Raw genomic sequence first — 26,103 nt, 5'->3', positions numbered from 1 at the left:
TATCTTACAAATTTTCCCAGTCAAATTCTTCGGCATCTTTGCGAAGCAATTCTTGTGCATTGCGCAATTTTTCAGTAATTTTCACGAAGATACGGAAGTCATCAAAGATGGCATCCAATTTCTTGATGACATCAAGGTCAACCAAGTCGCCACTTGGGTTAAATGCTTGGAGAGAGTGTGAGAGCAAGAATTCATCTGGAAGAACATTTGCCTTGATTTCAGGAGCGTTCAAGATTTGACGAAGTTGCAATTGGGCACGAGATGAACCAAGTGTACCGTAAGAAGCACCAGTGATCATGATTGGTTTGTTCAAAAGTGGGTAGATACCATAAGATAGCCAAGCAAGAGCGCTCATCAAAACTGCAGGGATTGAGTGGTCGTACTCAGGAGTACCGATAATGACACCATCAGATGCTTCAATTCTAGCAGCAATTTCAAGAATTTCAGCAGGAAGAAGTTTATCTGCTGGTTTGTTGAAAACAGGAATGTCCTTGATTTCAACGAGTTCAATTTCAGCTTTATCAGCAAAGTGTTTTTGCATGTATTGGAGCAATTGGCGATTTGTAGAACGTTTAGAGTTCGTTCCAACAATGGCAATAAGTTTTAGCATGAGATTTCCTTTCTCTTTTTACATAATACAATTTTGAAGGCCTGAAGAACAAGCAAGGCGTCCCTCTTTGTCGATGAGGATGGCTTCGATACCATCTAAACTTTCGACTTGCCAGAGAATAGAAGCGCTACGTTCTCCGAATAGGCGGGTTGTCCAAATCTCACCATCGACGGATTTATCTGAGATAATCGTTAGGCTAGCGAGCTCTGTTTCGACAGGGAATCCTGTCTCACTATCGAAAATATGGTGATAGTCTTTTCCGTCTATTGTCAGGTGGCGTTCATAGATACCTGAAGTGACGACGGATTTGTTAGAAGCAGGAATTGTTAGGAGATGATTGCCACGAGGATTTCGCGGATCTTGAATACCGATTTGCCAGGCTTTCCCTTCTTTGGCTTGATTGTTCCCGATGGTGAGGATATTTCCTCCGAGATTGATCAAGGCAGAAGTGACTCCGTGTGCTTTTAAATACTGAGCAACCTTATCTGCACTATAGCCTTTAGCTAAGCAACCTAAATCAAGTTTCATTCCCTTTTTCTCTAAAAATATAGTAGAGCTAGCGGGATCTAACTTGATAAAATGCGGGTCAACTAGGGGCAAGACAGCTTCGATTTCATTTAGCCCTGGGAGTCGGGCATCTGAAAAGCCGATTCGCCAAGTTTGAATCAAGGGGCCAATACTGATATTGAGGTGGCTAGATGGAGCTAGGCTGTGTTCTAGTCCAAGAGCAATCAGTTCAAATAGGTCAGGATGAACCTTTACAGATGCAATTCCAGCCTGGTGATTGATTTCCATCAGTTCGGATTCTTGACTATTGGCGTTGAAGCGGTACTCGAGCTCTTTGAGCAAATCAAAGGCTCCTTGAAGCAGGCAATCGGCCTGTTCATCTACTAATGAAATGGTGATAGTTGTTCCCATTAGCCGTTCAGAACGTGAACGAAGAGGCAAGCTACCAACTCCTTTCTACTTCATAGGAAATCTTCTAAGTTATGTTAAATTCTATGATGATTTAACCCCTTACATTTTCTTTCCATGTTTCTAGCATAACATAAAGTCAGCGTTTTCACAAATAATTTTTGACAAAAAGTCAAGAAATATGCTTAAAAAATATAAAATATGGGATAGGAACTCAAAACAATTAATATAATAAGGATCTTTTTACTGAAAAAAAGAGAAATCTAAGCAAATTCCTTGTAAACGCTAACAGTAAATGTTATACTAGAAAGGTAAATCATAAATTAAAGGTAGGAATTTTTCTATGAGTAAAATCGTTGTAGTTGGTGCTAACCACGCTGGTACAGCATGTATCAATACTATGTTGGACAACTTCGGACATGAAAATGAAATCGTTGTATTTGACCAAAACTCAAATATTTCATTCCTTGGTTGTGGAATGGCGCTTTGGATCGGGGAACAAATTGATGGCCCAGAAGGTCTCTTCTACTCTGATAAAGAAAAATTGGAAGCAAAAGGTGCTAAAGTTTACATGAACTCACCAGTTCTTTCAATTGACTACGATAATAAAGTTGTGACTGCAGAAGTTGAAGGTCAAGAACACAAAGAATCTTACGACAAATTAATCTTTGCGACTGGTTCAACTCCAATCTTGCCTCCAATCGAAGGTGTTGAAATTGTTAAGGGTAACCGCGAATTCAAAGCAACACTTGAAAATGTTCAATTTGTTAAGTTGTACCAAAACGCTGAAGAAGTTATTGAGAAACTTGAAGACAAGAGCAAGCACCTTGAGCGCATTGCCGTTGTCGGTGGTGGTTACATCGGTGTTGAACTTGCTGAAGCCTTCGAGCGTCTTGGAAAAGAAGTGGTTCTAGTAGATATCGTAGACACTGTGTTGAACGGCTACTACGATAAAGACTTCACTCAAATGATGGCGAAGAATTTGGAAGAACATAACATCCGCTTGGCACTTGGTCAAACAGTAAAAGCTATCCAAGGTGATGGCAAAGTTGAACGCCTGGTAACAGACAAAGAAACATTTGATGTGGATATGGTGGTTCTTGCAGTTGGTTTCCGTCCGAACACGGCCCTTGCTGATGGTAAGATTGAACTCTTCCGCAACGGTGCCTTTCTTGTAGATAAGAAACAAGAAACATCTATTCCAGGTGTATACGCTGTTGGTGACTGTGCAACTGTTTATGACAACGCTCGTAAAGACACTAGCTACATCGCGCTTGCTTCAAATGCTGTACGCACTGGTATCGTTGGTGCTTACAACGCTTGTGGACATGAATTGGAAGGAATCGGTGTACAAGGATCAAACGGTATCTCTATCTATGGTCTTCACATGGTTTCAACTGGTTTGACTCTTGAGAAAGCAAAAGCTGCTGGTTATAACGCAACTGAAACTGGCTTTAACGATCTTCAAAAACCTGAATTTATCAAACATGACAACCACGAAGTTGCTATCAAGATTGTCTTTGACAAAGACGGCCGTGAAATTCTTGGTGCTCAAATGGTATCACGTGATTCTGCTATCAGTATGGGAATCCACATGTTCTCACTTGCTATCCAAGAACATGTGACAATTGACAAGTTGGCCTTGACAGACCTATTCTTCTTGCCACACTTTAACAAACCTTACAACTACATCACAATGGCTGCACTTACAGCTGAAAAATAAAAAAATGAGCTATCTGGCCTTAAGTTAAGGTCAGATAGTTTTTTAATCATTTTGTACCCATACAATTATGATTTTTTTATCTTGAGGTTCATTCTTTTCTGGCTTAAAATGGAATGGTAGCTACCAATACAAGTGAAGAGGATAAAGAAATGACTGAAAATCGTTATGAACTAAATAAAAACTTGGCGCAGATGCTCAAGGGTGGGGTTATCATGGACGTTCAGAACCCTGAACAGGCTCGTATCGCAGAGGCTGCTGGCGCGGCTGCTGTTATGGCCTTAGAGCGGATTCCAGCTGATATTCGTGCAGCTGGCGGTGTTTCCCGTATGAGTGACCCAAAGATGATTAAGGAAATCCAAGAAGCGGTGAGCATTCCAGTGATGGCCAAGGTTAGAATCGGGCATTTTGTAGAAGCTCAGATTTTAGAGGCCATTGAGATCGACTATATCGATGAAAGTGAAGTGCTTTCTCCAGCTGACGACCGTTTCCATGTGGACAAGAAAGAATTTCAAGTACCTTTTGTATGTGGGGCTAAGGACTTGGGAGAAGCTTTGCGTCGTATCGTTGAAGGTGCTTCTATGATTCGTACCAAAGGAGAACCAGGGACAGGAGATATTGTCCAAGCCGTTCGTCATATGCGCATGATGAATCAGGAAATTCGCCGCATTCAAAATCTCCGTGAGGACGAACTTTATGTTGCTGCTAAGGACTTGCAAGTCCCTATTGAATTAGTTCAGTACGTCCATGAACATGGAAAATTGCCAGTTGTAAATTTTGCAGCTGGAGGTGTTGCAACGCCAGCAGATGCGGCCTTAATGATGCAACTGGGAGCAGAAGGTGTTTTTGTTGGATCAGGTATTTTCAAGTCAGGCGACCCTGTTAAACGGGCAAGTGCCATTGTCAAAGCCGTAACCAACTACCAAAATCCTCAAATTTTGGCTCAAATCTCTGAAGACTTAGGGGAAGCCATGGTTGGTATCAATGAGAATGAAATCCAAATTCTCATGGCTGAGCGAGGAAAATAGATGAAAATCGGAATATTAGCCTTGCAAGGTGCCTTTGAAGAGCATGAAAAAGTGCTAGATAAATTAGGTGTCACAAGTGTCGAAATCAGAAATTTAGATGATTTTCAACAGCATCAGAGTGACTTGTCTGGTTTGATAATGCCTGGTGGGGAATCCACAACCATGGGCAAACTCTTGCGTGATCAGCAGATGTTGCTTCCCATCCGAGAAGCTATTTTATCTGGCCTTCCAGTTTTTGGTACTTGTGCGGGCTTGATTTTGCTGGCTAAGGAAATCACTTCTCAGGAAGAAAGTCATCTAGCGACCATGGATATAGTGGTTGAGCGTAATGCCTACGGACGCCAACTAGGAAGTTTTTATACAGAGGCAGAATGTAAGGGAGTTGGCAAGATTCCGATGATCTTTATTCGCGGACCGATTATCAGTAGTCTTGGAGAAGATGCGGAAATACTAGCAACCGTAGATGACCAAATCGTTGCAGCCCAAGAAAAAAATATGTTGGTGACCTCTTTTCATCCAGAATTGACAGATGATGTTCGCTTGCACCAGTATTTTATCAATATGTGTAAAGAAAAAAGTTGAGAATCTTTTCTCAACTTTTTTACATGTAATAAACAATAGCAATATATTGGAGTGCAGATGCGGCTAGGATAAAGAGATGCCAAATCATGTGGAAATAAGGTTTTTTCTTGGCATAGAATCCAGCTCCAATTGTATAACAGAGTCCGCCAGTTACCATGAGACTCCAAAAGATAGGTGTTGTTTGACTGATAATGGCAGGAATGATAGCCAGAACCAACCAGCCCATAATCAGGTAAAGGGCAAGGCTGAATTTCTCATTGACCTTTTTAGCAAAGATTTTATAGAGGATGCCGAAAATGGTTGTTCCCCACTGAATGGCAATAATCAGATAGCCAAACCAGTTATTCATCAAAGTCAATACGACTGGCGTATAAGAGCCTGCGATAGCCACATAAATCATAGAATGGTCGATGATTCGTAAGACGTATTTGTGGGTCGAACCATAGGCCATGGAGTGGTAAATGGTTGACGAGAGAAACATGAGAAATAGACTGATAACAAAGATAGAAACACCAAAAGATGATAAAAACCCATGTGCTTCGTAACTATAGGTTGATGAAATGGGGAGTAGGATGAGCATGATAACGGCACCCACAGCATGGGTTACGCTATTGGCAATTTCTTCTCCAAAACTGAGTTTTTTACTGAGTTTTAAGCTGGTATTCATTGGATTTCCTCCTCTTCTTTGCTAAGGATTAAGTCTAGAGTTTGATGATAGAGTTTGACCGTTTGGCAGCTGGTTTGGATAATTGGATTTTCTGGATCGATTCCTTGGTTCATGTAATCCACAAAAGCATCGTAGAGCTGATCTGAGCTCGCTTGAGTTTGTAGAGTATTAAGTGTCTGAGCGATTTCTTGGATCGAAAAGACAGATTTGAGAGTAGTGATAGCAATCAAACGGGCAATCTGTTTGCGTTGGTATTTCTTCTTGTCAGGCTTTGTCAAGTAACCATGTTTGACATAGTTATTGACCATGGATGCGGTCAGGCCCTTTTCTTTATCTGGAGAAATGGGGGCGCAGACTTGATTGACATAAAGCAAAACCTGATCCAGATAGAGGTCAATGTTTGGAATGTCTTCCCATTTTGGGTAGGAAAAGATAGAATTCATTTCCAACTCCTTTTTATCTAGTTTTTATAACTAGATTATAAAATAATAAAAAACAAAAGTCAAGTTCCAACTGCTTGTAGAAAGCCCTAAATTATGCTATGATGAGAGAAACTAGTTAGAAATGAGGGGAAAAGATGGAGATTCGCTTAGCTTTTCCAAACGAAGTAGATGCAATCATGCAGGTGATGGAGGATGCCAAAAAGTGTTTAGCCAAGTCTGGTAGTGACCAGTGGCAAAATGGCTATCCAAATGCCGACATCATTATTGATGATATCATCTCTGGTCAAGCCTATGTGGCCTTGGAAGAGGGAGAACTGCTAGCCTATGCTGCTGTGACCAAGAGCCCAGAGGAAGCCTATGAAGCCATTTATGAAGGGAATTGGCAAGGGAGAGAGTCAGAATATCTGGTCTTTCACCGTATCGCTGTAGCAACAGATGTCCAAGGGAAGGGAGTTGCTCAGACTTTCCTAGAGGGCTTGATTGAAGGATTTGATTACCTAGATTTTCGTTCAGATACGCATGCAGAAAACAAGGTCATGCAGCATATCTTTGAAAAACTTGGATTTAGTCAGGTCGGAAAAGTTCCAGTTGATGGGGAACGCTTGGCCTATCAGAAATTAAAAAAATGAAGCAAAAAAAGTACGTAAAAATGCTCTACTCGTCGCCAATTGGAACCTTGTCCTTGGTTGCTGACGAGCAATATCTGTATGGAATTTGGGTGCAGGACCAGAAGCATTTTGAGAGAGGTATCGATACAGATGGGATAGAAATCGTTAAGGAACATCCTGTCCTCGACAAAGTTATTTCCTATTTAGATGCTTATTTCGATGGGGAGGATCAAGACTTATCTCTCTTGCCCTTGGCTTCCATTGGGACGGATTTTGAAAAGCGAGTGTGGACCTACTTACAGAGCATTCCTTATGGGCAAACAGTGACTTACGGTCAAATTGCTCAAGACTTGCAGGTGCCCTCTGCCCAAGCGATTGGTGGAGCCGTGGGACGTAATCCTTGGTCCATCCTCGTTCCTTGTCACCGTGTGCTAGGGTCAGGCAATCGTCTGACAGGCTATGCTTCGGGAGTCGAAAAGAAAGCCTGGCTCTTGCAACATGAAGGTGTAGCATTTCAAGAAAATAAAGAATAGAAAGAAAAGAAGATGTTAGAATTTATCGAATACCCAAAGTGTTCAACTTGTAAGAAAGCAAAAAATGAACTAGACCAACTCGGACTTGACTACCAAGACGTCCATATTGTAGAAGAAACACCAAGTGAAGAAGTGATTTTGAATTGGTTGGAAACTTCTGGTTTTGAAGTGAAACAATTTTTCAATACCAGCGGGATTAGATACCGTGAACTGGGCTTGAAAGATAAGGTGGGAAGCTTGTCAAAACAAGAAGCAGCTAAGCTTCTGGCTAGTGATGGCATGTTGTTAAAACGTCCAATTTTGGTGGAGAATGGTGCTGTTATACAAATCGGCTATAGAAAAAGCTATGAGGACTTAGGTTTGAGATAGTTTTTATCTATCTCCTTGATAGGTAAAATATATAGCATCCCTGTTTTAAAGTGTGATAAACTAGAAGATAGACAAAGTATGATTAGCCCGTAGCAAATAATTTGCTTGCGAGCAGAAGTATGATAGAATGAATCATTATCAGGAGAGGATGTTTTTATGACTGTTACAACATTTTTAGCATCAGATTGGTACCAAAGTTTGATGCAGCTGATTCCAGACGGTAAGCTTTTTAGCTTGCGTTCGGTTTTTGATGGGATTCCAAGGATTGTCCAACAACTGCCTACAACCTTGATGTTGACTCTTGGAGGTGCGATTTTTGGTTTGGTCCTGGCTTTGATTTTTGCCATTGTTAAGATCAATCGTGTTAAGATATTGTATCCCTTGCAGGCTTTTTTTGTCAGCTTTTTAAAAGGTACCCCAATCCTAGTTCAACTCATGTTGACCTACTACGGAATTCCTTTGGCACTGAAAGCTATCAACCAACAATGGGGAACTGGTTTGAATATCAATGCGATTCCAGCGGCACTTTTTGCGATTGTGGCCTTTGCCTTTAATGAGGCGGCTTATGCCAGTGAAACCATTCGTGCAGCCATCCTTTCTGTCAATCCAGGTGAGATTGAGGCAGCACGCAGTCTTGGTATGACACGAGCGCAAGTTTATCGTCGTGTGATTATTCCAAATGCAGCGGTGGTAGCAACACCGACCTTGATTAACTCCCTTATCGGTTTGACCAAGGGAACTTCACTAGCCTTTAGTGCGGGTGTTGTGGAAGTCTTTGCCCAAGCTCAGATTTTAGGTGGAGCAGATTATCGTTACTTTGAGCGCTTCATCTCTGTTGCCCTTGTTTACTGGGTAGTCAATATCGGAATCGAGAGCCTCGGTCGTTTCATTGAGAGAAAAATGGCTATTTCAGCGCCAGATAGAGTAACTACAGATGTGAAAGGAGACCTTCGCTAATGATTAAGATTTCGAATTTAAGCAAATCCTTCTCAGGACAGACTGTCTTGGATCATCTGGACTTGGATATCCAAAAGGGAGAAGTAGTGGCCTTGATTGGATCATCTGGAGCTGGAAAATCAACTTTCTTGCGTAGCCTCAACTATCTTGAAACACCAGATAGTGGAACGATTCAGATTGACAATTTCAAAGTTGATTTTTCTCAGATTAGCCAAGAAGAGATCCTAACCCTTCGTCGCAAGTTGTCTATGGTTTTCCAACAGTTTAATTTGTTTGAACGCCGAACAGCCCTTGACAATGTTAAGGAAGGTTTGGTTGTTGTTAAGAAACTATCGGACGAGGAAGCAACCAAAATCGCTAAGGAAGAGTTGGCTAAGGTCGGTCTTTCTGACCGGGAGCAACATTACCCTCGCCATTTGTCAGGTGGGCAGAAGCAACGGGTTGCCCTAGCGCGTGCCCTCGCTATGAAACCAGACGTCTTGCTCTTGGACGAACCAACATCAGCTCTTGATCCAGAATTGGTCGGAGAAGTGGAAAAGTCTATTGCAGACGCCGCCAAGTCTGGTCAGACCATGATCTTGGTTAGTCACGATATGTCTTTTGTAGCCCAAGTGGCAGATAAGGTTTTGTTCCTAGATAAGGGGAAAATTATCGAGTCAGGCACACCGGATGAAATCATCAATCATCCGAAAGAAGAACGGACAAAAGAATTCTTCGCTAGTTACAAACGGACTTATATTTGATATAATAGAAAAAGGAAAACTCAGTTAGTTGGACTAGCTGGGTTTACTCTTTAAAAAAGATAGAAACGAGAGAGATCATGCTGCTGCAACTATTTTCTTTGTATTTCGAGAGTTTGATCTTAACAACCATTCTTGTCGTGATTTTTCTGGGGATTTGGATTGGATTGAGAGCCATGTCTGGTGTGGACAAGACGGCCAAGGCCCGTCAAGCTCATCTCTATGATATGATCATGATTGGGGTTTTGGTGATTCCAGTATTATCCTTTGCCGTTATGAGTTTGCTCTTGGTTTTCAAGGCATAATCCTTGCGTGACTAGCAAGAATAAGTTAGAATAAAGATAGTTACAACAAGAAAGAAGGAATCAAAATGTACGATACGATTATTATCGGTGCTGGACCTGCGGGAATGACAGCTGCCTTATATGCTGCTCGAAGCAATCTGAAAGTGGCTTTGATTGAAGGTGGTCTGCCAGGTGGGCAAATGAACAACACATCTGATATTGAGAACTATCCTGGATATGCCAATATCAGTGGACCTGAATTGGCAGAGAAGATGTTTGAACCTCTTGAAAATCTTGGAGTAGAGCACCTTTATGGATTTGTTGAAAAGATTGAAAATCATGCCGACTATAAGAAGGTCATCACTGATGACCAAGTTTATGAAACCCGTACTGTCATCGTGGCAACTGGGTCTAAACACCGTCTTTTGGGTGTTCCTGGAGAAGAAGAACTAAATAGCCGAGGCGTTTCTTACTGTGCCGTATGTGATGGTGCTTTCTTCCGTGACCAAGACTTGCTCGTAGTTGGTGGAGGAGATTCTGCGGTAGAAGAAGCTCTCTTCTTGACTCGCTTTGCAAAGACTGTTACTATTGTTCACCGTCGAGATGAACTTCGTGCTCAAAAAGTTTTGCAAGACCGTGCCTTTGCAAATGAGAAAGTCAACTTTATCTGGGACTCTGTAGTCAAGGAAATTAAAGGTGAAAACCGAGTAGAGTCAGTTGTATTTGAAAATGTGAAAACTGGTCAAGTGACAGAGCAAGCCTTTGGAGGTGTCTTTATCTATGTTGGACTAGACCCTGTTAGTGATTTTGTTAAGGATTTGAATATTCAAGATCAGTCAGGCTGGATTGTAACAGATAATCACATGAAGACTACAGTTGATGGTATCTTTGCGGTTGGGGATGTTCGTCAGAAAGACCTTCGCCAAGTGACAACAGCAGTTGGTGATGGGGCTATCGCTGGGCAAGAAGCCTACAAGTTTATTACCGAACATAGTTAATCATAAAAAAGTTTCCAATCAGGTTGATTGGAAACTTTTTATAGTCTGTTTCGGAAAACTTCGTACATGAGAATGGCTGCAGCCACACTGGCATTGAGACTTTGGACATGTCCATTCATGGGAATGGTAATCATCTCATCAACCTGTTTTTTGATGTTGCTAGAGATGCCTTTTCCTTCATTTCCGATGATGAGAGCGATTTTCCCTTTTGTATTCCACTTGTGGCAAGGAGTACCGTTCATATCCGTTCCAAAGGTCCAGAAACCTTCATCCTTGAGTTTATCTAAGGTTTGACTAAGATTGGTTACTCGGGCAATCGGTACGTGCTCAATGGCACCTGTGGCCGTTTTGGCAACGACAGGAGTAACTCCGACAGCACGGTGCTTGGGAATGATGACACCTGAAACATTGGTCGCATCCGCAGTTCTCAAGATAGAACCTAAGTTGTGAGGATCAGTTAACCCATCCAGAATCAATAGCAAAGGATTTTCTTCTTGCCGCGTTTTGGCAAGGATTTGATCGAGCTCGCTATAGGCAAATTCGGAAACTCGAAGGACAAATCCTTGATGGACAGCGCCTTCGGTCATTTCAGAGAGGGATTTTTTTGAGGTCCAAGAGATGGACACCTTTTTCTCAGCAGCCAGTTCCTTGACTTTCTCAACATTCTTCCCCCTTAAATCTTCTTGGAGGTAGAGTTTGTTTCCGGTGTTTGCAAGCAGGGCTTCAGTAACGGCATGGACGCCATAGACAATATCATTTGTTTTCATGTCACTATTATAACACAAAACCCCGTCTTGTGAACAGTACCCCAAAAGTTAGACAAATCAACCACTCGCTATGTAGGTGCGCGTCGAAGGTTATACCAAAAAAAACTCCAAACGCCATACAATAAAGGTGTTCAAACCAATTGTAAAGTGAAAGGAGAAAACCATGGTACAAAAGGCTCATAGTTTATCACACACAAAGTGGCATTGTAAGTATCACATTGTGTTCACCCCTAAGTATAGACGAAAAGTCATCTATAATCAATATCGGAGTAGTTTAGGCGAAATATTTCATTGCTTGTGTAATTATAAAGGTGTTGAAATTATAGAGGGTCACTTAATGCCAGACCATGTACATATGTTAGTAAGTATTCCACCAAGGATAAGTGTTTCTAGTTCCATGGGTTATTTAAAAGTTTGAATATACAATATTCAGTGCACAATAAAAATTCATAAGATTTTCTAATAAAATAGAATTGAACGAACTAGTTACTAAAGGAAATCTTATGAGCTCCCATCATTTTACCATAGATGAGCGTGAAAGTATTCTCATTTACCATATACAAGGCCTAAATGCTAAGCTGCTCCATCGTCACCCTTTCAGCATTAGTCGGGAATGGAAGCGACATCTAAGAGAATATTTTCCAAAAGGAAGTGATATAACATTGGTTGATGAACAAACCATTTAGCTGTGGGAGAACAAACTTAATAATAGGTCACGAAAATATCTTAACTGGAAAACACCTTATGAAGTTTTCTATGAAGAAAATGTGTACTTAATTTGATAATTCAAGATATTTTAAAAAACCAAATCCTAGTGGACTTGGCTTAGTTTTTTAGATAGTATTGGCTGCCCAGACACTTACCGAAGCAGCTGAGACAGGGAATTGTCCATAACCTTCCTCATCAATTGTAACTTGACCTTGGTGGTTTCCAAGTAAATCTACAAATGTTTGGTTAGCCCATTCTTGGCCGACAAACATGGATTTGCTGTTTTCTTGGTCATTTGAGATGAGAACTGCGATTGGGGATTGATTTTCAGCACCTGAACGAACCCATCCGATACAGTTAGCATTGTCAAAGTAGTCTGTTTGCTCTCCATAGGCTCGGTCTTTGCGGATGGCGAGGAGTCGGTCAAGGATTTCTTTGAAATCTTCTTGGGCGTATTTTCCTGAAATACCATAGTAGTCTCCGTAAAATACACATGGAAGACCATCTTGGCGTAATAAAATGAGCGCATAGGCTGCTGGTTTAAACCATTCTTCGACGGTTGATTCGAGTGCCTGTCCTCTTTGAGTATCATGGTTATCAACGAAAGTGACAGCCTTATCAGGCTTGAGTTCAGCCAAGCTATCAGTAAAGATAGTACGAAGGTCGTAGCTTGCACCAGCTTGGCTGGCTTCAAAGAGGTTTTGGTGGAGACGAACATCGACAAGGTCAAAGCGTTCTTCCGTTTTCTCGAGATAGTCTAGGTTGGCTTCCTTGTCTGGATTCCAAAATTCCCCGAAAACATAGAAATCCTCACCGTATTTCTCCTTCATATCACGGATGAAATTGCCCATAAAGAAGGAATCGATATGCTTAACGGCATCCAAGCGGAAACCTGCCACACCAGTCGTTTCAATGAACCAGTCAGCCCAGTCATAGATATTTTGGATGACTTCAGGGTGCTTAAAGTCCAGGTCAGCGTACATGAGATAGTCGTAGTTGCCGTTTTCGTTGTCGACTAATTCCTCATTTGCCCAACCTTTATTATCTCCTTGGATCAGGTAAATGCCAGACTTACGGCGTTTGGCATCGTAGTCAGTACCAGTAAAGTGGTACCAGTGCCATTCAAAGTCATTATAGGTTTTCTGACGTCCATCAAAAGTGAAGTGGGTCCATCCGTTGATAGTAAAGGGTTCACTTAGTTGAACTGTACGGTCCTCAGGATCGACTTCGATGACCTGAAAGGCTTCCATGTGATCGGCAGCGGCCTTGTGATTGAGAACCACATCGGCCATAGGTTGGATTCCCTGTGCCTTTAGGGCTTGAATGGCTTGAAGATAGTCTTCTTTGAAACCATACTTGGTACGGACAGTCCCTTTTTGATTAAATTCTCCTAGATCAAAAAGATCATAAACGCCATAGCCCACATCTTTTTCATTGGTCGCCTTGAAGGCAGGTGGCATCCAGACATGACTGATACCAAGATTTGCTAGGTGTTCAGCGTCATCTGCCAATCGCGTCCAGTGTTGTCCGTCGTGGGGCAGATACCATTCAAAGTATTGCATAAGTGTCTGATTTTGCATAGTTTTTCCTCTTACTTATCAATGATGTGTTATATTCTACCATAAAGTCCAGAACTACGCAAACGTTTGCGCAATTTTTTCTATCCCCCTTTCTAGAATTGTCTATTTTTAGAGATTGCTCCCCCTCTCTCTATTGCTGGGAAAAGGGTTTTTAGGATAAAGAATAATATGACTAAACTTTTTAACAAAAGTGACACTTAGTAAACTAAAGTATAGATGGTTAAACGGTTTCTTTTTTGAGAATTGTCACAAAATTTGCTATAATAGTAGCTATGAATAGAATTAGAGTCAGCAGACGTGTTGAAAAAAAGCTAGCTAAGGGTCTAGTTCTTTTGGAAGCAAGCGATTTAACAGATATTGATCTGACGGATCAGGCAGTAGAAGTTCTTAGTCAAGACGGGAAGTTTTTAGGGACTGCCTATCTTTCTCAGCAGAACAAGGGCATTGGCTGGTTCATCAGCAAGGAAAAAGTTTCTTTCGATCAAGCCTTTTTTGAGGCTCTGTTTCGTAAGGCTAAGGAGGCTAGAAAGTCTTATTATCAGGATGACTTGACAACTGCCTTTCGCCTTTTTAACCAAGAGGGGGATGATTTTGGGGGTCTGACTATTGATCTCTACGGATATTATGTGGTTTTTTCTTGGTACAACTCTTATGTTTATCAGATTCGTAAGTTGATTATAAAGGCTTTTAAGGAAGTCTTTCCTGAGGTCTTGGGGGCTTATGAGAAGATTCGTTTTAAAGGTCTAGATTACGAGTCTGCTCATGTCTATGGTGAGAAAGCGCCAGACTACTTTACTGTTCTTGAGAATGGCGTACTCTATCAGGTCTTTATGAATGATGGCTTGATGACAGGTATTTTTTTGGATCAGCACGAGGTTCGTGGTAGTTTGGTAGACGGTTTAGCCATGGGCAAATCCTTGCTCAATATGTTTTCCTATACAGCTGCCTTTTCAGTTGCTGCAGCTATGGGAGGCGCGAGTGAGACGACTTCTGTCGACTTGGCCAAACGATCGAGAGAGCTGTCAGAAGCTCATTTTCTGGCAAATGGACTCAGCACAGACAACCATCGTTTTATCGTTATGGATGTCTTTGAGTACTTCAAGTATGCCAAGCGAAAAGGTTTGACCTACGATGTGATTGTCCTGGATCCGCCGAGCTTTGCTCGCAATAAAAAACAAACATTTTCTGTAGCTAAGGACTATCACAAGTTGATTTCCCAAAGTCTAGAGATTTTAAATCCGGGAGGCATTATCATTGCTAGTACGAATGCTGCCAATGTTTCCCGTCAGAAATTTACAGAACAAATTGATAAAGGTTTTGCAGGAAGAAGGTATCAAGTCTTGAACCAATATGGACTTCCAGAAGACTTTGCCTATAATAAAAAAGATGAAAGCAGTAATTACCTCAAGGTGATTAGTATGAAGGTTAGTAGATGAAATTAATCGTTTCAGTGATGCCAAGAAGTTTAGAAGAAGCGCAAGAGCTGGATGCCACACGGTATGAAGATGCCGATATCATTGAGTGGCGTGCGGACTTTCTTGCCAAGGACGCTATTTTACAGGTAGCACCCGCTATCTTTGAGAAATTCGCAGGACGTGAACTTGTCTTTACTCTTCGGACTCGCGCAGAGGGAGGAGAAATTGAGCTGTCTTCCGAAGAGTATGTTCAAATCATCAAGGAAGTTACCCAGCTCTATCAACCAGATTACGTTGATTTTGAGTATTTCAGCTACAAGGACGTTTTTGAGGAGATGTTGGATTTTCCAAATCTTGTATTGAGTTACCATAATTTCCAGGAAACACCTGAAAACATGATGGAGATCCTGTCTGAGTTGACCAGTCTCTCTCCAAAAGTGGTTAAGGTATCTGTCATGGCCCATACGGAGCAAGATGTTTTAGACTTGATGAACTACACACGAGGATTTAAAACACTCAACCCTGAGCAAGAGTACGTGACCATTTCCATGGGGAAAATGGGCAAGGTATCTCGTATCACTTCAGATGTGACGGGTTCAAGTTGGTCATTTGCGAGTCTTGATGAAGCGAGTGCTCCAGGTCAGATTTCTCTATCAAACATGAAAAAAATCAGGGAGATCTTGGATGAAGCTTGATGGCTACACACGTATGGCGGCTGTCGTTGCAAATCCCATTAAACACTCTATCTCACCCTTCATCCACAATAGTGCCTTTGAGGCGACAGCTACCAATGGTGTTTATGTGGCTTGGGAAATTGAAGCGAGTGATCTGGCAGAAACAGTCACTAATATTCGCCGTTACCAGATGTTTGGGATTAATCTCTCCATGCCGTACAAGGAGCAAGTGATTCCTTATCTGGATGAGTTGAGTGATGAGGTTCGTTTGATTGGGGCAGTTAATACAGTTGTTAATCAAGACGGAACGTTAATTGGATATAATACAGATGGCAAGGGATTCTTTAAGAGCTTGCCTTCTTTTACAATTTCAGATAAGAAAATGACTATTCTGGGAGCAGGTGGTGCGGCCAAGTCCATTTTGGCACAGGCTATTTTAGATGGCGTCAGTCAGATTTCAGTCTTTGTTCGTTCAGTTTCCATGGAAAAAACAAGACCTTACCTGACCAAGTTACAGGAGCAGACAGGCTTTAAAGTGGACTTGTATGCTTTAGAGGATATTTCTGAACTGCAAGAAAAGATTGCCAAGTCGGATCTACTCGTCAATGCGACCAGTGTGGGGATGGATGGCCAGTCGTCTCCAGTTCCAGAAAGCATCAATTTGCCAGAAACTCTCTTGGTGGCAGATATCATTTACCAACCATTTGAAACACCATTTTTGAAATGGGCTAAAAGTCAGGGCAATCCAGCTGTCAATGGTCTGGGAATGTTGCTCTATCAAGCTGCTGAAGCTTTTCAACTGTGGACAGGTAAAGAAATGCCGACGGAAGAGATTTGGCAGTCCTTAACAGAAAAATATCAATAATGAAAAGGAGACCCTACTATGAAAATCAGAATCGATATTCCACATCATCCTTATGATATTCAGATTGAAAAAGGTTGTCTATCGCAAGCAGGTCAATGGTTGCGAGAACTCTGGCAACCGCAAAAAGTGGTTATCGTAACAGACAACCATGTGGCCTCACTCTACGCGGAGAAGGTCAAGCTCAGCCTAGAAGATGCTGGTTTTCAGGTAGCTGTTTTTGACTTTTTAGAAGGTGAAGAACGAAAGAATTTAACTACAGTTCAGAAAGTCTATGAATTTCTAGTCAAGCAAGGTCTGACTCGTAGCGATGGAATTGTAGCTCTTGGTGGTGGTGTCGTTGGGGACCTTGCTGGCTTTGTTGCCTCTACCTATATGCGGGGCATTCACTTTGTTCAGATTCCGACTAGTTTGACAGCCCAGGTTGATTCTTCTATCGGTGGAAAGACAGGTGTCAACACCCCTTTTGCTAAGAATATGGTGGGAACTTTTGCCCAACCTGACGGGGTTCTGATTGATCCGCTTGTCCTTGAAACACTCGGGAAAAGGGAGTTGATAGAAGGGATGGGTGAGGTTATCAAGTATGGCTTGATTGAGGATCCAGCATTATGGGCTCTACTGACAGAGTTGGATGGTTCTGTGGAGAGCATTCTGGAACATGCAGAAACTTTGATCGAACATTCTTGTCAGGTGAAGCGCAAGATGGTAGTTGAGGATGAATTGGACAATGGTGTCCGCCTTTACCTCAATTTTGGCCACACTATTGGTCATGCCATAGAAGCAACGGCAGGTTATGGAAAAGTCATGCATGGAGAAGCTGTAGCCATGGGAATGGTGCAGATTTCCAAGGTTGCTGAGGAAAAAGGTCTTATGCCAGAAGGAATGACTCAGTCCATCACTGAAATGTGTCAGAAATTTGGACTTCCTATTGACTATGAAAACTGGGATGTTGACAAACTTTATCAAGCTTTGACTCATGATAAGAAAGCGCGTGGAAACACCTTGAAATTGGTCTTGGTGCCAGATCTTGGTTCAGCGACCATTCACCCTGTTTCCTTAGAAGAGATGAAAGACTACTTGGTAAAATAAGGAGAGCCTATGAGATATTTAACTGCAGGAGAATCACACGGACCCCGTCTGACAGCTATCATTGAAGGAATTCCTGCTGGACTTCCTTTGACAGCAGAGGACATCAATGAGGATCTGAAACGCCGTCAGGGTGGTTACGGTCGTGGTGGCCGTATGAAGATTGAGAGTGATCAGGTTGTCTTTACTTCGGGTGTTCGCCATGGGAAGACGACTGGGGCTCCCATTACTATGGATGTCGTCAATAAGGACCATCAAAAATGGTTGGATATCATGTCTGCTGAGGACATTGAAGACCGCCTTAAAAGCAAACGGAAAATCACTCATCCTCGGCCAGGTCATGCCGATTTGGTTGGGGGTATCAAGTACCGTTTTGATGATTTGCGAAATTCCTTGGAGCGCTCATCTGCTCGTGAAACAACTATGCGAGTGGCAGTTGGGGCAGTAGCTAAACGCCTCTTGGCAGAGCTGGATATGGAAATTGCCAACCATGTCGTGGTCTTTGGTGGCAAGGAAATCGATGTCCCTGAAAATCTGACGGTCGCTGAGATTAAGGAAAGAGCTGCCCAGTCAGAAGTTTCTATTGTCAACCAAGAACGAGAACAGGAAATCAAGGATTATATTGACCAAATCAAGCGTGACGGTGATACCATCGGTGGAGTTGTTGAGACAGTGGTCGGAGGCGTTCCAGTTGGACTCGGATCCTATGTCCAATGGGACCGAAAATTGGATGCTAGACTGGCCCAAGCTGTTGTTTCTATCAATGCCTTTAAAGGGGTGGAGTTTGGTCTTGGGTTTGAGGCTGGTTACCGAAAAGGTAGCCAAGTCATGGATGAAATTCTTTGGTCTAAAGAAGACGGCTACACTCGTCGTACCAATAATCTAGGTGGTTTCGAAGGAGGCATGACCAATGGGCAACCAATTGTTGTCCGTGGTGTCATGAAACCCATCCCCACCCTTTATAAACCTCTGATGAGTGTAGATATCGAGACTCACGAACCTTATAAGGCAACTGTGGAGAGAAGTGATCCGACCGCTCTTCCAGCAGCAGGTGTTGTCATGGAAGCCGTTGTAGCAACGGTTCTAGCACAAGAAATCCTTGAGAAATTCTCATCAGACAACCTAGAGGAATTAAAAGAAGCGGTAGCCAAACACCGTGACTATACAAAGAACTATTAAGGAGTTCCTATGGCAAAAACAGTCTATATAGCAGGTCTTGGATTGATTGGAGCCTCTATGGCCCTAGGTATCAAGCGTGATCATCCTGATTATGAAATTCTAGGTTATAATCGCAGTCAGGCTTCTAGAGATATTGCCTTGGAAGAAGGTATGATTGACCGTGCGACGGATGATTTTGCCAGTTTTGCTCCTCTGGCAGATATCATCATCTTGACCTTGCCAATCAAGCAGACCATTGCTTTTATTCAGGAGTTGGCAGGTTTGAACTTGAAAGAAGGCGTCATTATCTCGGATGCTGGCTCGACCAAGTCAGACATAGTGGATGCAGCGGAGAAGTATTTGGCTGGTAAGTCTGTTCGTTTTGTCGGGGCCCATCCTATGGCTGGTAGCCACAAGACAGGAGCTGCCTCTGCTGATGTCAATCTCTTTGAAAATGCCTACTATATCTTTACTCCATCGAGTTTGACCACTCCAGAAACTCTTTCAGAAATGAAGGACCTACTGTCTGGTCTTCATGCTCGTTTTATCGAGATTGATCCCAAGGAGCACGATCGAGTAACTTCACAGGTTAGCCATTTTCCCCATATCTTGGCGTCAGGTCTCATGGAGCAAACAGCTGTCTATGCTCAAGAACATGAGATGGCAAGGCGCTTTGCGGCGGGTGGTTTTCGAGATATGACCCGTATTGCAGAGAGTGAACCAGGTATGTGGGCTTCTATTCTCTTATCCAATCGTGAGACTATCCTAGAGCGGATTGAGGATTTTAAGGAACGCTTAGATGAGATTGGTCAGGCTATTAGCAAGGGGGAAGAAGAGCAGATTTGGAACTTTTTCAACCAAGCGCGTGAGCAACGTCAGGCTATGGAAATCCATAAACGTGGAGGAGTGGATAGCTCTTATGACCTCTATGTTGATGTTCCCGATGAAGAAGATGTTATCTTGAGGATTTTGGAATTGCTACGAGGAACTTCCTTGGTCAATATCCACATCAACGAAGAAAACCGTGAGGATGTTCACGGGATTCTACAAATTTCCTTTAAAAATGCTCAGGATCTGGAACGAGCTGAGCGCTTAATTTCAGAAAATACGGACTACACAGTTGTCATCAAATAAGGAGAAAATCATGTCAAATATTTACGATAGTGCAAATGAACTCAGTCGCGGGTTACGCGAATTGCCAGAATACAAGGCGGTTAAGTCAGCCAAAGATGCTATCCAAGCTGATGAACAAGCTAGCAAGATTTTTGCAGACTACCTCGCCTTCCAGCAAGAAATCCAAGTCATGGCGCAAACTGGACAAATGCCAGATGCCTCTTTCCAAGAAAAGATGCAGTCCTTCAGCAAGCAGATCCAAGAGAACACTCTTTTGTCAGATTTCTTTGCCAAACAGCAACAATTATCGATTTACCTTTCGGACATTGAAAAAATTGTCTTTGAACCTGTTTCAGAATTGTTGAAATAGTATTTTATCTGTATAAAAGCCAGAAATTTCAGGAATTTCTGGCTTTTTTGTGATAAAATAAGAAAAAGTATTGCAAGTATGAGGTCAACTATGAAGCTAAAAACAAACATTCGCCACTTACATGGCAGTATCCGGGTTCCAGGTGACAAGTCTATCAGCCATCGTTCGATTATCTTTGGAAGTTTGGCTGAGGGTGAGACCAAGGTGTATGATATTCTGCGTGGTGAGGACGTGCTCTCGACTATCCAAGTTTTTCGTGTTCTTGGTGTTGAGATTGAGGACAAAGACGGAGTTATTACCATTCAAGGTGTTGGGATGGATGGCTTAAAGGCCCCGAAAAATGCTTTGGATATGGGGAATTCTGGAACCTCGATTCGTCTGATTTCAGGTGTCCTTGCTGGGGCAGATTTTGAAGTAGAGATGTTTGGAGATGACAGTCTATCCAAACGTCCTATGGACCGTGTGACCCTTCCACTGAAAAAAATGGGAGTCAGCATTTCTGGTCAAACAGAGCGAGACCTGCCCCCTCTTCACTTGAAAGGTACTAAAAACCTAACACCCATTCACTATGAGTTACCAATCGCCTCTGCTCAAGTCAAGTCTGCCTTGATATTTGCTGCCTTGCAGGCTCAGGGTCAGTCAGTTATTATCGAGAAAGAATGCACTCGTAACCATACAGAAGATATGCTACAGCAATTTGGTGGTCATTTAAGTGTGGACGGAAAGAAAATCACAGTCCAAGGACCGCAAAAACTGACTGGACAAAAGGTTATCGTTCCAGGAGATATTTCCAGTGCGGCCTTTTGGTTAGTCGCTGGATTGATTGTTCCAAATTCTCGTGTGGTGCTGAAGAATGTGGGCATTAACGAAACGCGTACGGGTATCATTGATGTCATTCGCGCCATGGGTGGAAAACTAGAAATAACTGAAATCGATCCAGTCGCAAAATCTGCAACCCTAGCTGTCGAGTCTTCTGACTTGAAAGGAACAGAAATTAGGGGAGCCTTGATTCCACGTTTGATTGATGAATTGCCCATTATTGCCCTTTTAGCGACCCAAGCACAAGGTGTCACAGTTATTAAGGATGCTGAGGAACTCAAGGTCAAGGAAACCGACCGTATTCAGGTGGTGGCTGACGCCTTAAATGGCATGGGTGCGGATATCACACCTACAGCAGATGGGATGATTATCAAGGGGAAATCATCTTTTCATGGTGCTAGAGTCAATACGTTTGGTGACCATCGTATTGGAATGATGACTGCTATTGCTGCCCTCTTGGTTGCAGATGGAGAGGTGGAACTTGACCGTGCCGAAGCCATCAATACCAGCTATCCAAGCTTCTTTGATGATTTGGAGACCTTGATTCATGGTTAAGGTATTACTCGGATTTATGGGAGCTGGCAAATCGACTATCGCAAGAGGCTTAGATCCAGACTACCTAGATATGGATGCCTTGATCGAGGAACGCTTAGGCATGTCCATTGCAAATTTTTTCGCTGAAAAAGGAGAAGCGGCCTTTCGTCAGGTGGAGTCAGAAGTTTTAGCGGACTTACTAAAAACAGACCGAGTTGTGTCAACTGGTGGAGGAGTAGTCGTTTATCAGAGAAATCGTGACTTGCTCAAACAAAATCCTGATAACATCTATCTGAAAGCAGATTTTGACACTCTCTATCAACGTGTCGCAGCAGATAAGGACAATCAGCGTCCACTTTTTCTCAACAACAGTAAGGAAGAGTTGCGAGGGATTTTTCAAGAAAGACAGGCTTGGTACGAGGAAGTAGCCAGTCGTGTTCTAGATGTGACCAAGCTAAGTCCAGAGGAAATTATAGAGGAGCTGAGATGAAAATTGCTTATCTAGGTCCTAAGGGATCTTTTTCGCACCACGTTGTGCAAACTGCTTTTCCTAATGAGGAATTACAAGCCTTTGCCAATATTACAGATGTTATCAAGGCCTATGAACAAGGCTTGGTGGACTATTCGGTGGTGCCAGTTGAAAACTCCATTGAGGGAAGTGTGCATGAAAGCTTGGACTATCTTTTTCATCAGACGGACATTCAGGCTGTTGCAGAAATAGTACAACCCATTCATCAGCAACTGATGACAGTTCCTGGTCAGTTAAAAATTGAGAAAATCTTTTCCCACCCTCAAGCTCTGGCTCAAGGAAAGAAATTCATAGAGGAGTATTATCCAGAAGCCCAGCTTGAAGTGACGGCAAGTACAGCCTATGCAGCCTGCTTTATTGCTGAACACCCAGACCAGCCTTATGCAGCCATTGCTCCTAAAAGTTCGGCTGAAGAATATGGTTTGGAGTTGATAGCAGAAAATATCCAAGAAATGGAAGCCAATTTCACTCGTTTTTGGGTTTTAGGGTCCGAGATTCCCACTATCCCTCTGCAATCACAAAATGAAAAAATGAGTCTAGCCCTAACCTTACCAGACAACCTTCCTGGTGCCCTCTACAAGGCTCTTTCAACCTTTGCTTGGCGAGGTATTGACTTAACCAAGATAGAAAGCCGTCCTTTGAAAACAGCCTTGGGAGAATATTTTTTCATTATTGATGTGGATTATGGTGCCAAAGAGCTGGTTCATTTTGCCAGACAAGAACTCGAAACAATTGGGATCCAGTACAAGATATTGGGAACCTACCCTATTTTCACCATTAGAGATTTAGGAAAGGAGAGCCTATGAGCAAAGAAAGCCCTTTAAGTCATCATGAGCAGTTACGTTATGACTACCTTTTTAAGAATATTCATTACCTAAATGACAGAGAAAAGAGAGAATTTGACTATCTGAAAAGAAAAATGGACGGCGAATTACCCTCTAATGAAAGGGAAAAAAATCTAGGGAAGGACATTGGAATTCCACAATATTCCAATCAAAGTCGCTCGAATAGACATCAGAAATTTTCCTCTCTTCCAGAAGTAAAAAAGAAGAAACCAAGAAGATTTTTTAAACGAGTTCTAATTTGGCTTTTACTGTTGATAACCTGTGTGGCTGCGGGCATGATTATTATGTTCCTTAGAGGTTTCCAGTCGGCAACTACTAGCAATAAGCCAGCTGACGCCAAGGCAGCTCAAGTAGAGGTCTTTAATGGTCAGGATACCAAAGATGGTGTGAACATCCTAGTCATGGGAACAGATGGCCGTATCGGTCAAAATAGTGCAGAGACCCGTACTGACACGATCATGGTACTAAACGTTAGCGGATCAGATAAGAAGATCAAGCTAGTCAGCTTCATGCGTGACAACCTAGTCTATATTGATGGCTACAGCCAGATTGTGAATGGAAAGAAGCAGAGGGATAACAAACTCAACGTAGCCTATGAACTTGGGGAGCAGGAGGGACAAAAAGGAGCAGAAATGGTTCGCAAGGTTTTAAAAGATAACTTTGATTTGAACATTAAGTATTATGCTCTAGTGGATTTTCAGGCCTTTGCAACTGCTATTGATACTCTATTTCCTGATGGGGTGGCCATCGATGCTCAATTCTCAACATTGAATGGTCAGTCTCTGACAGAAGTTGCAGTTGGAGATGATCTTCATGCAACAGAAACAGAGTCGCCAACTCAAACGATTCGTGCTGGCAAGCAACAAATGAATGGCTCAACCTTGCTTAACTACGCCCGCTTCCGTGATGATGATGAAGGAGACTATGGCCGTACCAAACGTCAACAGCAGGTCATGTCAGCTGTTCTTGAGCAAATCAAAGACCCGACCAAACTCTTTACAGGTTCAGAGGCGCTTGGAAAGGTCTTTGGAATGACTTCAACCAATCTACCGTATAGCTTCTTATTGACCAATGGTTTGTCAGTTATCGAAGGCGCACAGAATGGTATTGAAAGGTTGACGGTGCCAGAACTTGGCGATTGGGTAGACGCTTATGATGTCTACGGAGGACAAGGTCTACTTGTCGACCAAAACAAATACCGGACTAAACTCGCCCAAATGGGAATGAGATAAGATGTATATAAATAAAAATCAAAGCTTTATTCACTAATAAAAAGAGTAGATGAAGCTTTGATTTTTACGGTATCTGATGGATTTTTAAGGCTTTTTTATGGTATAATAAAACGATATAACTCGTTATTGGACAGAAGAGGAGAGACATGAGTGATTTGAAAGCGATTCAGGCTCGTAGTCTGGAAATGGCTGAATATTTCGTCGCATTTTGTAAAGAACATGATTTGTTGTGCTATCTCTGTGGTGGAGGAGCTATCGGTGCCCTTCGTAATAAGGGTTTCATTCCTTGGGATGATGACTTAGATTTTTTTATGCCTCGCAAGGACTATGAAAAGTTGGCAGAATTATGGCCTCGTTATGCAGATGAGCGTTATTTTCTTTCAAAAAGCAAGAAGGATTTTGTCGATCGGAACCTTTTTATTACCATTCGAGATAAGGAAACGACCTGTATCAAGCCTTATCAGCAGGATTTGGATTTGCCACACGGTTTAGCCTTGGATATTTTACCTTTAGATTATTATCCGAAAAATCCAGCTGAACGTAAGAAACAAGTCCGCTGGGCCTTGATTTATTCACTCTTTTGCGCCCAAACTATTCCAGAAAAGCATGGTGCTATCATGAAATGGGGGAGTCGCATTTTACTCGGTTTGACTCCCAAAGGTCTACGTTATCGCATTTGGAAAAAAGCTGAGAAAGAAATGACCAAGTACAGTCTAGCTGAGAGCGATGGCATTACGGAATTATGCTCAGGTCCTGGCTACATGCGAAACAAGTACCCAATCGCATCCTTTGAAGACAATCTCTTCTTGCCATTTGAAGATACTGAGATGCCCATCCCAGTCGGCTATGATGCCTATCTCAGCACTGCTTTTGGGGATTATATGACGCCACCACCAGCGGATAAGCAAGTACCGCATCATGATGCCATCATAGCAGACATGGACAAGAGTTACACAGAGTACAAGGGAGAATACGGAGCATGATGGGAGAAAAAATAAGCGTTATCGTTCCGGTCTACAATGTAGAAGCCTATCTGGAGCGATGTGTGGAGTCGATTCTTCAACAGACGTATGCCTATTTTGAGTTAATCCTAATCAATGATGGTTCTACCGACTTCAGCGGAAAGATCTGTGATTACTTAGCATCTCAGTATGAGAATATCAAGGTTTATCATATCGAAAATGCTGGAGTTTCAAATGCGAGAAATACAGGAATTCAGCTAGCGACGGGTGCTTGGATCACCTTTATTGATAGCGATGATTTCGTTACGAAAGACTATCTGGAAACCTTGATTGGTGCAGTTGATGATGAGGAGACCGTAGGATTTACAATCGCTCCTCTGCACCATATTAAAAATGGAATTGTGACAGATTTACCTCCTCATTCTGGAAGAAAAGAAATCTGGTCAACAGAAGAAACCATGAAGGAATTACTGATGACCACTAGGACGTCATTTTTTCCTGTCGCAAAACTGTTTAAGAGAGATCTGTTAGCGGATGAAAAGTTTAATACAGATTATCACCTAGCTGAAGATGCCTTGTTCTTAACTGAATTGCTACTAAAGACAAGATGCAGTAGCGTATTTATTGACAAACCAATTTATTATTATGATCATCGTGAGGGAAGTGCGACAACATCTGTTAATCAGCATGTATTTGACACGATAGAAGTTTATAAGCACATAATCGCTAAAGTATCACAAGCCTTTCCTGATTTAAAACCTGAATTAAAAAATAGAGAACGTTGGTCATATATCACAGTTTACGATAAAATTATCTTTACTTCATCTGAACAGTATCAAAAGGAGAAAGCTGAGTTGAGGTCTTGGATTGTTCAGCATCGACACGAAATTTGGAAGGATGCTTATTTCACTACATTTCGCAAGATAGCAGTTCTATCACTTGTATTTTCTCCATGGATGTATAAGAAAATTGTTGGGTTAAGAAACTAATATTAT

At 42.2% G+C, this 26,103-nt stretch carries 29 protein-coding genes and 2 pseudogenes; 25 read left to right on the top strand and 6 right to left on the bottom strand.

Annotated elements, in window-relative coordinates:
• Nucleotides 1-4 precede the first annotated feature (4 nt).
• Nucleotides 5-610, bottom strand: coding sequence for an NADPH-dependent FMN reductase (locus DF216_RS04135; protein ID WP_129326066.1), 606 nt, complete (start codon nt 608-610; stop codon nt 5-7).
• Between the two features lie 18 nt (nt 611-628).
• The gene (locus DF216_RS04130) at nt 629-1,558 is read right to left on the bottom strand and encodes an FAD:protein FMN transferase (RefSeq protein ID WP_129326065.1); all 930 of its coding nucleotides are present in this window, start codon (nt 1,556-1,558) and stop codon (nt 629-631) included.
• Between the two features lie 310 nt (nt 1,559-1,868).
• Here DF216_RS04130 and nox point away from each other — a divergent pair, with 310 nt between their 5' ends.
• From nox to pdxT, 3 genes are all read left to right on the top strand, one after another.
• Nucleotides 1,869-3,248 carry a H2O-forming NADH oxidase gene (nox, locus tag DF216_RS04125; RefSeq protein ID WP_129326064.1) on the top strand — a complete coding sequence of 460 codons (1,380 nt, stop codon included), beginning with the start codon at nt 1,869-1,871 and terminating at the stop codon, nt 3,246-3,248.
• Nucleotides 3,249-3,397: 149 nt separating this feature from the next.
• Nucleotides 3,398-4,273 carry a pyridoxal 5'-phosphate synthase lyase subunit PdxS gene (pdxS, locus tag DF216_RS04120; RefSeq protein ID WP_129326063.1) on the top strand — a complete coding sequence of 292 codons (876 nt, stop codon included), beginning with the start codon at nt 3,398-3,400 and terminating at the stop codon, nt 4,271-4,273.
• Nucleotides 4,274-4,855, top strand: a complete 582-nt coding sequence (pdxT, locus tag DF216_RS04115; RefSeq protein WP_129326062.1) for a pyridoxal 5'-phosphate synthase glutaminase subunit PdxT — start codon at nt 4,274-4,276, stop codon at nt 4,853-4,855. It abuts the gene before it with no gap.
• 19 nt (nt 4,856-4,874) lie between these two features.
• Here the strand turns inward: pdxT and trhA are convergent, their stop codons facing one another.
• Both trhA and DF216_RS04105 read right to left on the bottom strand, forming a co-directional pair.
• A complete protein-coding gene (gene trhA, locus DF216_RS04110; RefSeq protein WP_129326061.1) occupies nt 4,875-5,522 on the bottom strand; it encodes a PAQR family membrane homeostasis protein TrhA in 648 nt (215 codons plus the stop codon).
• A complete protein-coding gene (locus tag DF216_RS04105) occupies nt 5,519-5,965 on the bottom strand; it encodes a DUF1836 domain-containing protein (RefSeq protein ID WP_001084369.1) in 447 nt (148 codons plus the stop codon). The genes trhA and DF216_RS04105 overlap by 4 nt, the downstream gene beginning before the upstream one ends.
• Before the next feature lie 134 nt (nt 5,966-6,099).
• Here DF216_RS04105 and DF216_RS04100 point away from each other — a divergent pair, with 134 nt between their 5' ends.
• The 7 genes from DF216_RS04100 (at nt 6,100) to trxB (ending at nt 10,454) form a co-directional block, all read left to right on the top strand.
• Nucleotides 6,100-6,594 (top strand): GNAT family N-acetyltransferase, encoded by a 495-nt coding sequence (locus DF216_RS04100; protein WP_125828058.1) that lies wholly within the window; start codon nt 6,100-6,102, stop codon nt 6,592-6,594.
• Entirely contained in the window at nt 6,591-7,106 is a 516-nt protein-coding gene (locus DF216_RS04095; RefSeq protein ID WP_129326060.1) for a methylated-DNA--[protein]-cysteine S-methyltransferase, read from the top strand. The genes DF216_RS04100 and DF216_RS04095 overlap by 4 nt, the downstream gene beginning before the upstream one ends.
• Nucleotides 7,107-7,118: 12 nt before the next feature.
• On the top strand, nt 7,119-7,475 hold the full coding sequence (locus tag DF216_RS04090; RefSeq protein WP_129326059.1) for an arsenate reductase family protein: 357 nt from the start codon (nt 7,119-7,121) through the stop codon (nt 7,473-7,475).
• 156 nt (nt 7,476-7,631) lie between these two features.
• Entirely contained in the window at nt 7,632-8,432 is an 801-nt protein-coding gene (locus DF216_RS04085; protein ID WP_125395389.1) for an amino acid ABC transporter permease, read from the top strand.
• Nucleotides 8,432-9,175 carry an amino acid ABC transporter ATP-binding protein gene (locus DF216_RS04080; protein ID WP_129326058.1) on the top strand — a complete coding sequence of 248 codons (744 nt, stop codon included), beginning with the start codon at nt 8,432-8,434 and terminating at the stop codon, nt 9,173-9,175. The genes DF216_RS04085 and DF216_RS04080 overlap by 1 nt, the downstream gene beginning before the upstream one ends.
• A gap of 77 nt (nt 9,176-9,252) precedes the next feature.
• Nucleotides 9,253-9,477 carry a DUF4059 family protein gene (locus tag DF216_RS04075; RefSeq protein ID WP_129326057.1) on the top strand — a complete coding sequence of 75 codons (225 nt, stop codon included), beginning with the start codon at nt 9,253-9,255 and terminating at the stop codon, nt 9,475-9,477.
• A gap of 65 nt (nt 9,478-9,542) precedes the next feature.
• Nucleotides 9,543-10,454 carry a thioredoxin-disulfide reductase gene (gene trxB / locus DF216_RS04070; RefSeq protein WP_129326056.1) on the top strand — a complete coding sequence of 304 codons (912 nt, stop codon included), beginning with the start codon at nt 9,543-9,545 and terminating at the stop codon, nt 10,452-10,454.
• A 38-nt stretch (nt 10,455-10,492) separates the two neighbouring features.
• Here the strand turns inward: trxB and rlmB are convergent, their stop codons facing one another.
• Complete coding sequence (gene rlmB / locus DF216_RS04065) at nt 10,493-11,221, bottom strand: 23S rRNA (guanosine(2251)-2'-O)-methyltransferase RlmB (protein WP_084972590.1); 729 nt, start codon at nt 11,219-11,221, stop codon at nt 10,493-10,495.
• 163 nt (nt 11,222-11,384) lie between these two features.
• On the opposite strand from rlmB, the pseudogene tnpA reads away from it, so the two are divergent.
• Together tnpA and DF216_RS11145 are read left to right on the top strand one after the other, a co-directional pair.
• Nucleotides 11,385-11,633: pseudogene (gene tnpA, locus DF216_RS04060) on the top strand (IS200/IS605 family transposase); the annotation flags it as partial.
• 214 nt (nt 11,634-11,847) lie between these two features.
• Nucleotides 11,848-12,003, top strand: a pseudogene (locus DF216_RS11145) (IS30 family transposase); the annotation flags it as partial.
• A 51-nt stretch (nt 12,004-12,054) separates the two neighbouring features.
• Here DF216_RS11145 and DF216_RS04050 read toward each other — a convergent pair.
• Nucleotides 12,055-13,509: an alpha-amylase gene (locus tag DF216_RS04050; RefSeq protein WP_129326055.1), complete on the bottom strand. Its 1,455-nt coding sequence runs from the start codon at nt 13,507-13,509 to the stop codon at nt 12,055-12,057.
• A 272-nt stretch (nt 13,510-13,781) separates the two neighbouring features.
• Here DF216_RS04050 and DF216_RS04045 point away from each other — a divergent pair, with 272 nt between their 5' ends.
• The 13 genes from DF216_RS04045 (at nt 13,782) to DF216_RS03985 (ending at nt 26,097) form a co-directional block, all read left to right on the top strand.
• Nucleotides 13,782-14,945, top strand: a complete 1,164-nt coding sequence (locus DF216_RS04045) for a class I SAM-dependent rRNA methyltransferase (protein WP_164978998.1) — start codon at nt 13,782-13,784, stop codon at nt 14,943-14,945.
• Nucleotides 14,942-15,619: a type I 3-dehydroquinate dehydratase gene (gene aroD / locus DF216_RS04040; protein ID WP_000767776.1), complete on the top strand. Its 678-nt coding sequence runs from the start codon at nt 14,942-14,944 to the stop codon at nt 15,617-15,619. Before DF216_RS04045 ends, aroD begins: the two co-directional genes overlap by 4 nt.
• Complete coding sequence (locus DF216_RS04035; RefSeq protein WP_125453415.1) at nt 15,609-16,463, top strand: shikimate dehydrogenase; 855 nt, start codon at nt 15,609-15,611, stop codon at nt 16,461-16,463. Before aroD ends, DF216_RS04035 begins: the two co-directional genes overlap by 11 nt.
• Nucleotides 16,464-16,481: 18 nt before the next feature.
• On the top strand, nt 16,482-17,549 hold the full coding sequence (gene aroB, locus DF216_RS04030) for a 3-dehydroquinate synthase (protein ID WP_125453416.1): 1,068 nt from the start codon (nt 16,482-16,484) through the stop codon (nt 17,547-17,549).
• Between the two features lie 9 nt (nt 17,550-17,558).
• Nucleotides 17,559-18,725 (top strand): chorismate synthase, encoded by a 1,167-nt coding sequence (aroC, locus tag DF216_RS04025; RefSeq protein WP_125828049.1) that lies wholly within the window; start codon nt 17,559-17,561, stop codon nt 18,723-18,725.
• A 9-nt stretch (nt 18,726-18,734) separates the two neighbouring features.
• The gene (locus tag DF216_RS04020; RefSeq protein ID WP_125828048.1) at nt 18,735-19,838 is read left to right on the top strand and encodes a prephenate dehydrogenase; all 1,104 of its coding nucleotides are present in this window, start codon (nt 18,735-18,737) and stop codon (nt 19,836-19,838) included.
• Nucleotides 19,839-19,848: 10 nt separating this feature from the next.
• The gene (locus DF216_RS04015; protein ID WP_084972583.1) at nt 19,849-20,187 is read left to right on the top strand and encodes a YlbF/YmcA family competence regulator; all 339 of its coding nucleotides are present in this window, start codon (nt 19,849-19,851) and stop codon (nt 20,185-20,187) included.
• A gap of 90 nt (nt 20,188-20,277) precedes the next feature.
• Nucleotides 20,278-21,561 carry a 3-phosphoshikimate 1-carboxyvinyltransferase gene (gene aroA / locus DF216_RS04010; protein ID WP_129326054.1) on the top strand — a complete coding sequence of 428 codons (1,284 nt, stop codon included), beginning with the start codon at nt 20,278-20,280 and terminating at the stop codon, nt 21,559-21,561.
• A complete protein-coding gene (locus DF216_RS04005; protein ID WP_125828046.1) occupies nt 21,554-22,030 on the top strand; it encodes a shikimate kinase in 477 nt (158 codons plus the stop codon). Before aroA ends, DF216_RS04005 begins: the two co-directional genes overlap by 8 nt.
• Nucleotides 22,027-22,875, top strand: a complete 849-nt coding sequence (gene pheA / locus DF216_RS04000) for a prephenate dehydratase (RefSeq protein ID WP_125828045.1) — start codon at nt 22,027-22,029, stop codon at nt 22,873-22,875. Before DF216_RS04005 ends, pheA begins: the two co-directional genes overlap by 4 nt.
• Nucleotides 22,872-24,146: an LCP family protein gene (locus DF216_RS03995; protein WP_125828044.1), complete on the top strand. Its 1,275-nt coding sequence runs from the start codon at nt 22,872-22,874 to the stop codon at nt 24,144-24,146. The genes pheA and DF216_RS03995 overlap by 4 nt, the downstream gene beginning before the upstream one ends.
• Nucleotides 24,147-24,292: 146 nt before the next feature.
• Nucleotides 24,293-25,129 (top strand): LicD family protein, encoded by an 837-nt coding sequence (locus DF216_RS03990; protein WP_125828043.1) that lies wholly within the window; start codon nt 24,293-24,295, stop codon nt 25,127-25,129.
• Entirely contained in the window at nt 25,126-26,097 is a 972-nt protein-coding gene (locus DF216_RS03985; RefSeq protein WP_129326053.1) for a glycosyltransferase family 2 protein, read from the top strand. Before DF216_RS03990 ends, DF216_RS03985 begins: the two co-directional genes overlap by 4 nt.
• Nucleotides 26,098-26,103 lie beyond the last annotated feature (6 nt).

The sequence above is a fragment of the Streptococcus oralis genome, assembly GCF_004127215.1.
GTDB classification, from domain to species: Bacteria; Bacillota; Bacilli; order Lactobacillales; family Streptococcaceae; genus Streptococcus; species Streptococcus oralis_BD.
The sequence above is the reverse complement of the archived record's forward strand: the minus strand, read 5'-3'. Positions and strand labels throughout refer to the sequence as shown.

What these genes read in the sequence shown, in the direction of transcription:
- DF216_RS04135 (WP_129326066.1), bottom strand. Translation starts at nt 610, where the DNA reads ATGCTAAAACTTATTGCCATTGTTGGAACGAACTCTAAACGTTCTACA.
- nox (WP_129326064.1), top strand. Translation starts at nt 1,869, where the DNA reads ATGAGTAAAATCGTTGTAGTTGGTGCTAACCACGCTGGTACAGCATGT.
- pdxS (WP_129326063.1), top strand. Translation starts at nt 3,398, where the DNA reads ATGACTGAAAATCGTTATGAACTAAATAAAAACTTGGCGCAGATGCTC.
- pdxT (WP_129326062.1), top strand. Translation starts at nt 4,274, where the DNA reads ATGAAAATCGGAATATTAGCCTTGCAAGGTGCCTTTGAAGAGCATGAA.
- trhA (WP_129326061.1), bottom strand. Translation starts at nt 5,522, where the DNA reads ATGAATACCAGCTTAAAACTCAGTAAAAAACTCAGTTTTGGAGAAGAA.
- DF216_RS04105 (WP_001084369.1), bottom strand. Translation starts at nt 5,965, where the DNA reads ATGAATTCTATCTTTTCCTACCCAAAATGGGAAGACATTCCAAACATT.
- DF216_RS04100 (WP_125828058.1), top strand. Translation starts at nt 6,100, where the DNA reads ATGGAGATTCGCTTAGCTTTTCCAAACGAAGTAGATGCAATCATGCAG.
- DF216_RS04095 (WP_129326060.1), top strand. Translation starts at nt 6,591, where the DNA reads ATGAAGCAAAAAAAGTACGTAAAAATGCTCTACTCGTCGCCAATTGGA.
- DF216_RS04090 (WP_129326059.1), top strand. Translation starts at nt 7,119, where the DNA reads ATGTTAGAATTTATCGAATACCCAAAGTGTTCAACTTGTAAGAAAGCA.
- DF216_RS04085 (WP_125395389.1), top strand. Translation starts at nt 7,632, where the DNA reads ATGACTGTTACAACATTTTTAGCATCAGATTGGTACCAAAGTTTGATG.
- DF216_RS04080 (WP_129326058.1), top strand. Translation starts at nt 8,432, where the DNA reads ATGATTAAGATTTCGAATTTAAGCAAATCCTTCTCAGGACAGACTGTC.
- DF216_RS04075 (WP_129326057.1), top strand. Translation starts at nt 9,253, where the DNA reads ATGCTGCTGCAACTATTTTCTTTGTATTTCGAGAGTTTGATCTTAACA.
- trxB (WP_129326056.1), top strand. Translation starts at nt 9,543, where the DNA reads ATGTACGATACGATTATTATCGGTGCTGGACCTGCGGGAATGACAGCT.
- rlmB (WP_084972590.1), bottom strand. Translation starts at nt 11,221, where the DNA reads ATGAAAACAAATGATATTGTCTATGGCGTCCATGCCGTTACTGAAGCC.
- DF216_RS04050 (WP_129326055.1), bottom strand. Translation starts at nt 13,509, where the DNA reads ATGCAAAATCAGACACTTATGCAATACTTTGAATGGTATCTGCCCCAC.
- DF216_RS04045 (WP_164978998.1), top strand. Translation starts at nt 13,782, where the DNA reads ATGAATAGAATTAGAGTCAGCAGACGTGTTGAAAAAAAGCTAGCTAAG.
- aroD (WP_000767776.1), top strand. Translation starts at nt 14,942, where the DNA reads ATGAAATTAATCGTTTCAGTGATGCCAAGAAGTTTAGAAGAAGCGCAA.
- DF216_RS04035 (WP_125453415.1), top strand. Translation starts at nt 15,609, where the DNA reads ATGAAGCTTGATGGCTACACACGTATGGCGGCTGTCGTTGCAAATCCC.
- aroB (WP_125453416.1), top strand. Translation starts at nt 16,482, where the DNA reads ATGAAAATCAGAATCGATATTCCACATCATCCTTATGATATTCAGATT.
- aroC (WP_125828049.1), top strand. Translation starts at nt 17,559, where the DNA reads ATGAGATATTTAACTGCAGGAGAATCACACGGACCCCGTCTGACAGCT.
- DF216_RS04020 (WP_125828048.1), top strand. Translation starts at nt 18,735, where the DNA reads ATGGCAAAAACAGTCTATATAGCAGGTCTTGGATTGATTGGAGCCTCT.
- DF216_RS04015 (WP_084972583.1), top strand. Translation starts at nt 19,849, where the DNA reads ATGTCAAATATTTACGATAGTGCAAATGAACTCAGTCGCGGGTTACGC.
- aroA (WP_129326054.1), top strand. Translation starts at nt 20,278, where the DNA reads ATGAAGCTAAAAACAAACATTCGCCACTTACATGGCAGTATCCGGGTT.
- DF216_RS04005 (WP_125828046.1), top strand. Translation starts at nt 21,554, where the DNA reads ATGGTTAAGGTATTACTCGGATTTATGGGAGCTGGCAAATCGACTATC.
- pheA (WP_125828045.1), top strand. Translation starts at nt 22,027, where the DNA reads ATGAAAATTGCTTATCTAGGTCCTAAGGGATCTTTTTCGCACCACGTT.
- DF216_RS03995 (WP_125828044.1), top strand. Translation starts at nt 22,872, where the DNA reads ATGAGCAAAGAAAGCCCTTTAAGTCATCATGAGCAGTTACGTTATGAC.
- DF216_RS03990 (WP_125828043.1), top strand. Translation starts at nt 24,293, where the DNA reads ATGAGTGATTTGAAAGCGATTCAGGCTCGTAGTCTGGAAATGGCTGAA.
- DF216_RS03985 (WP_129326053.1), top strand. Translation starts at nt 25,126, where the DNA reads ATGATGGGAGAAAAAATAAGCGTTATCGTTCCGGTCTACAATGTAGAA.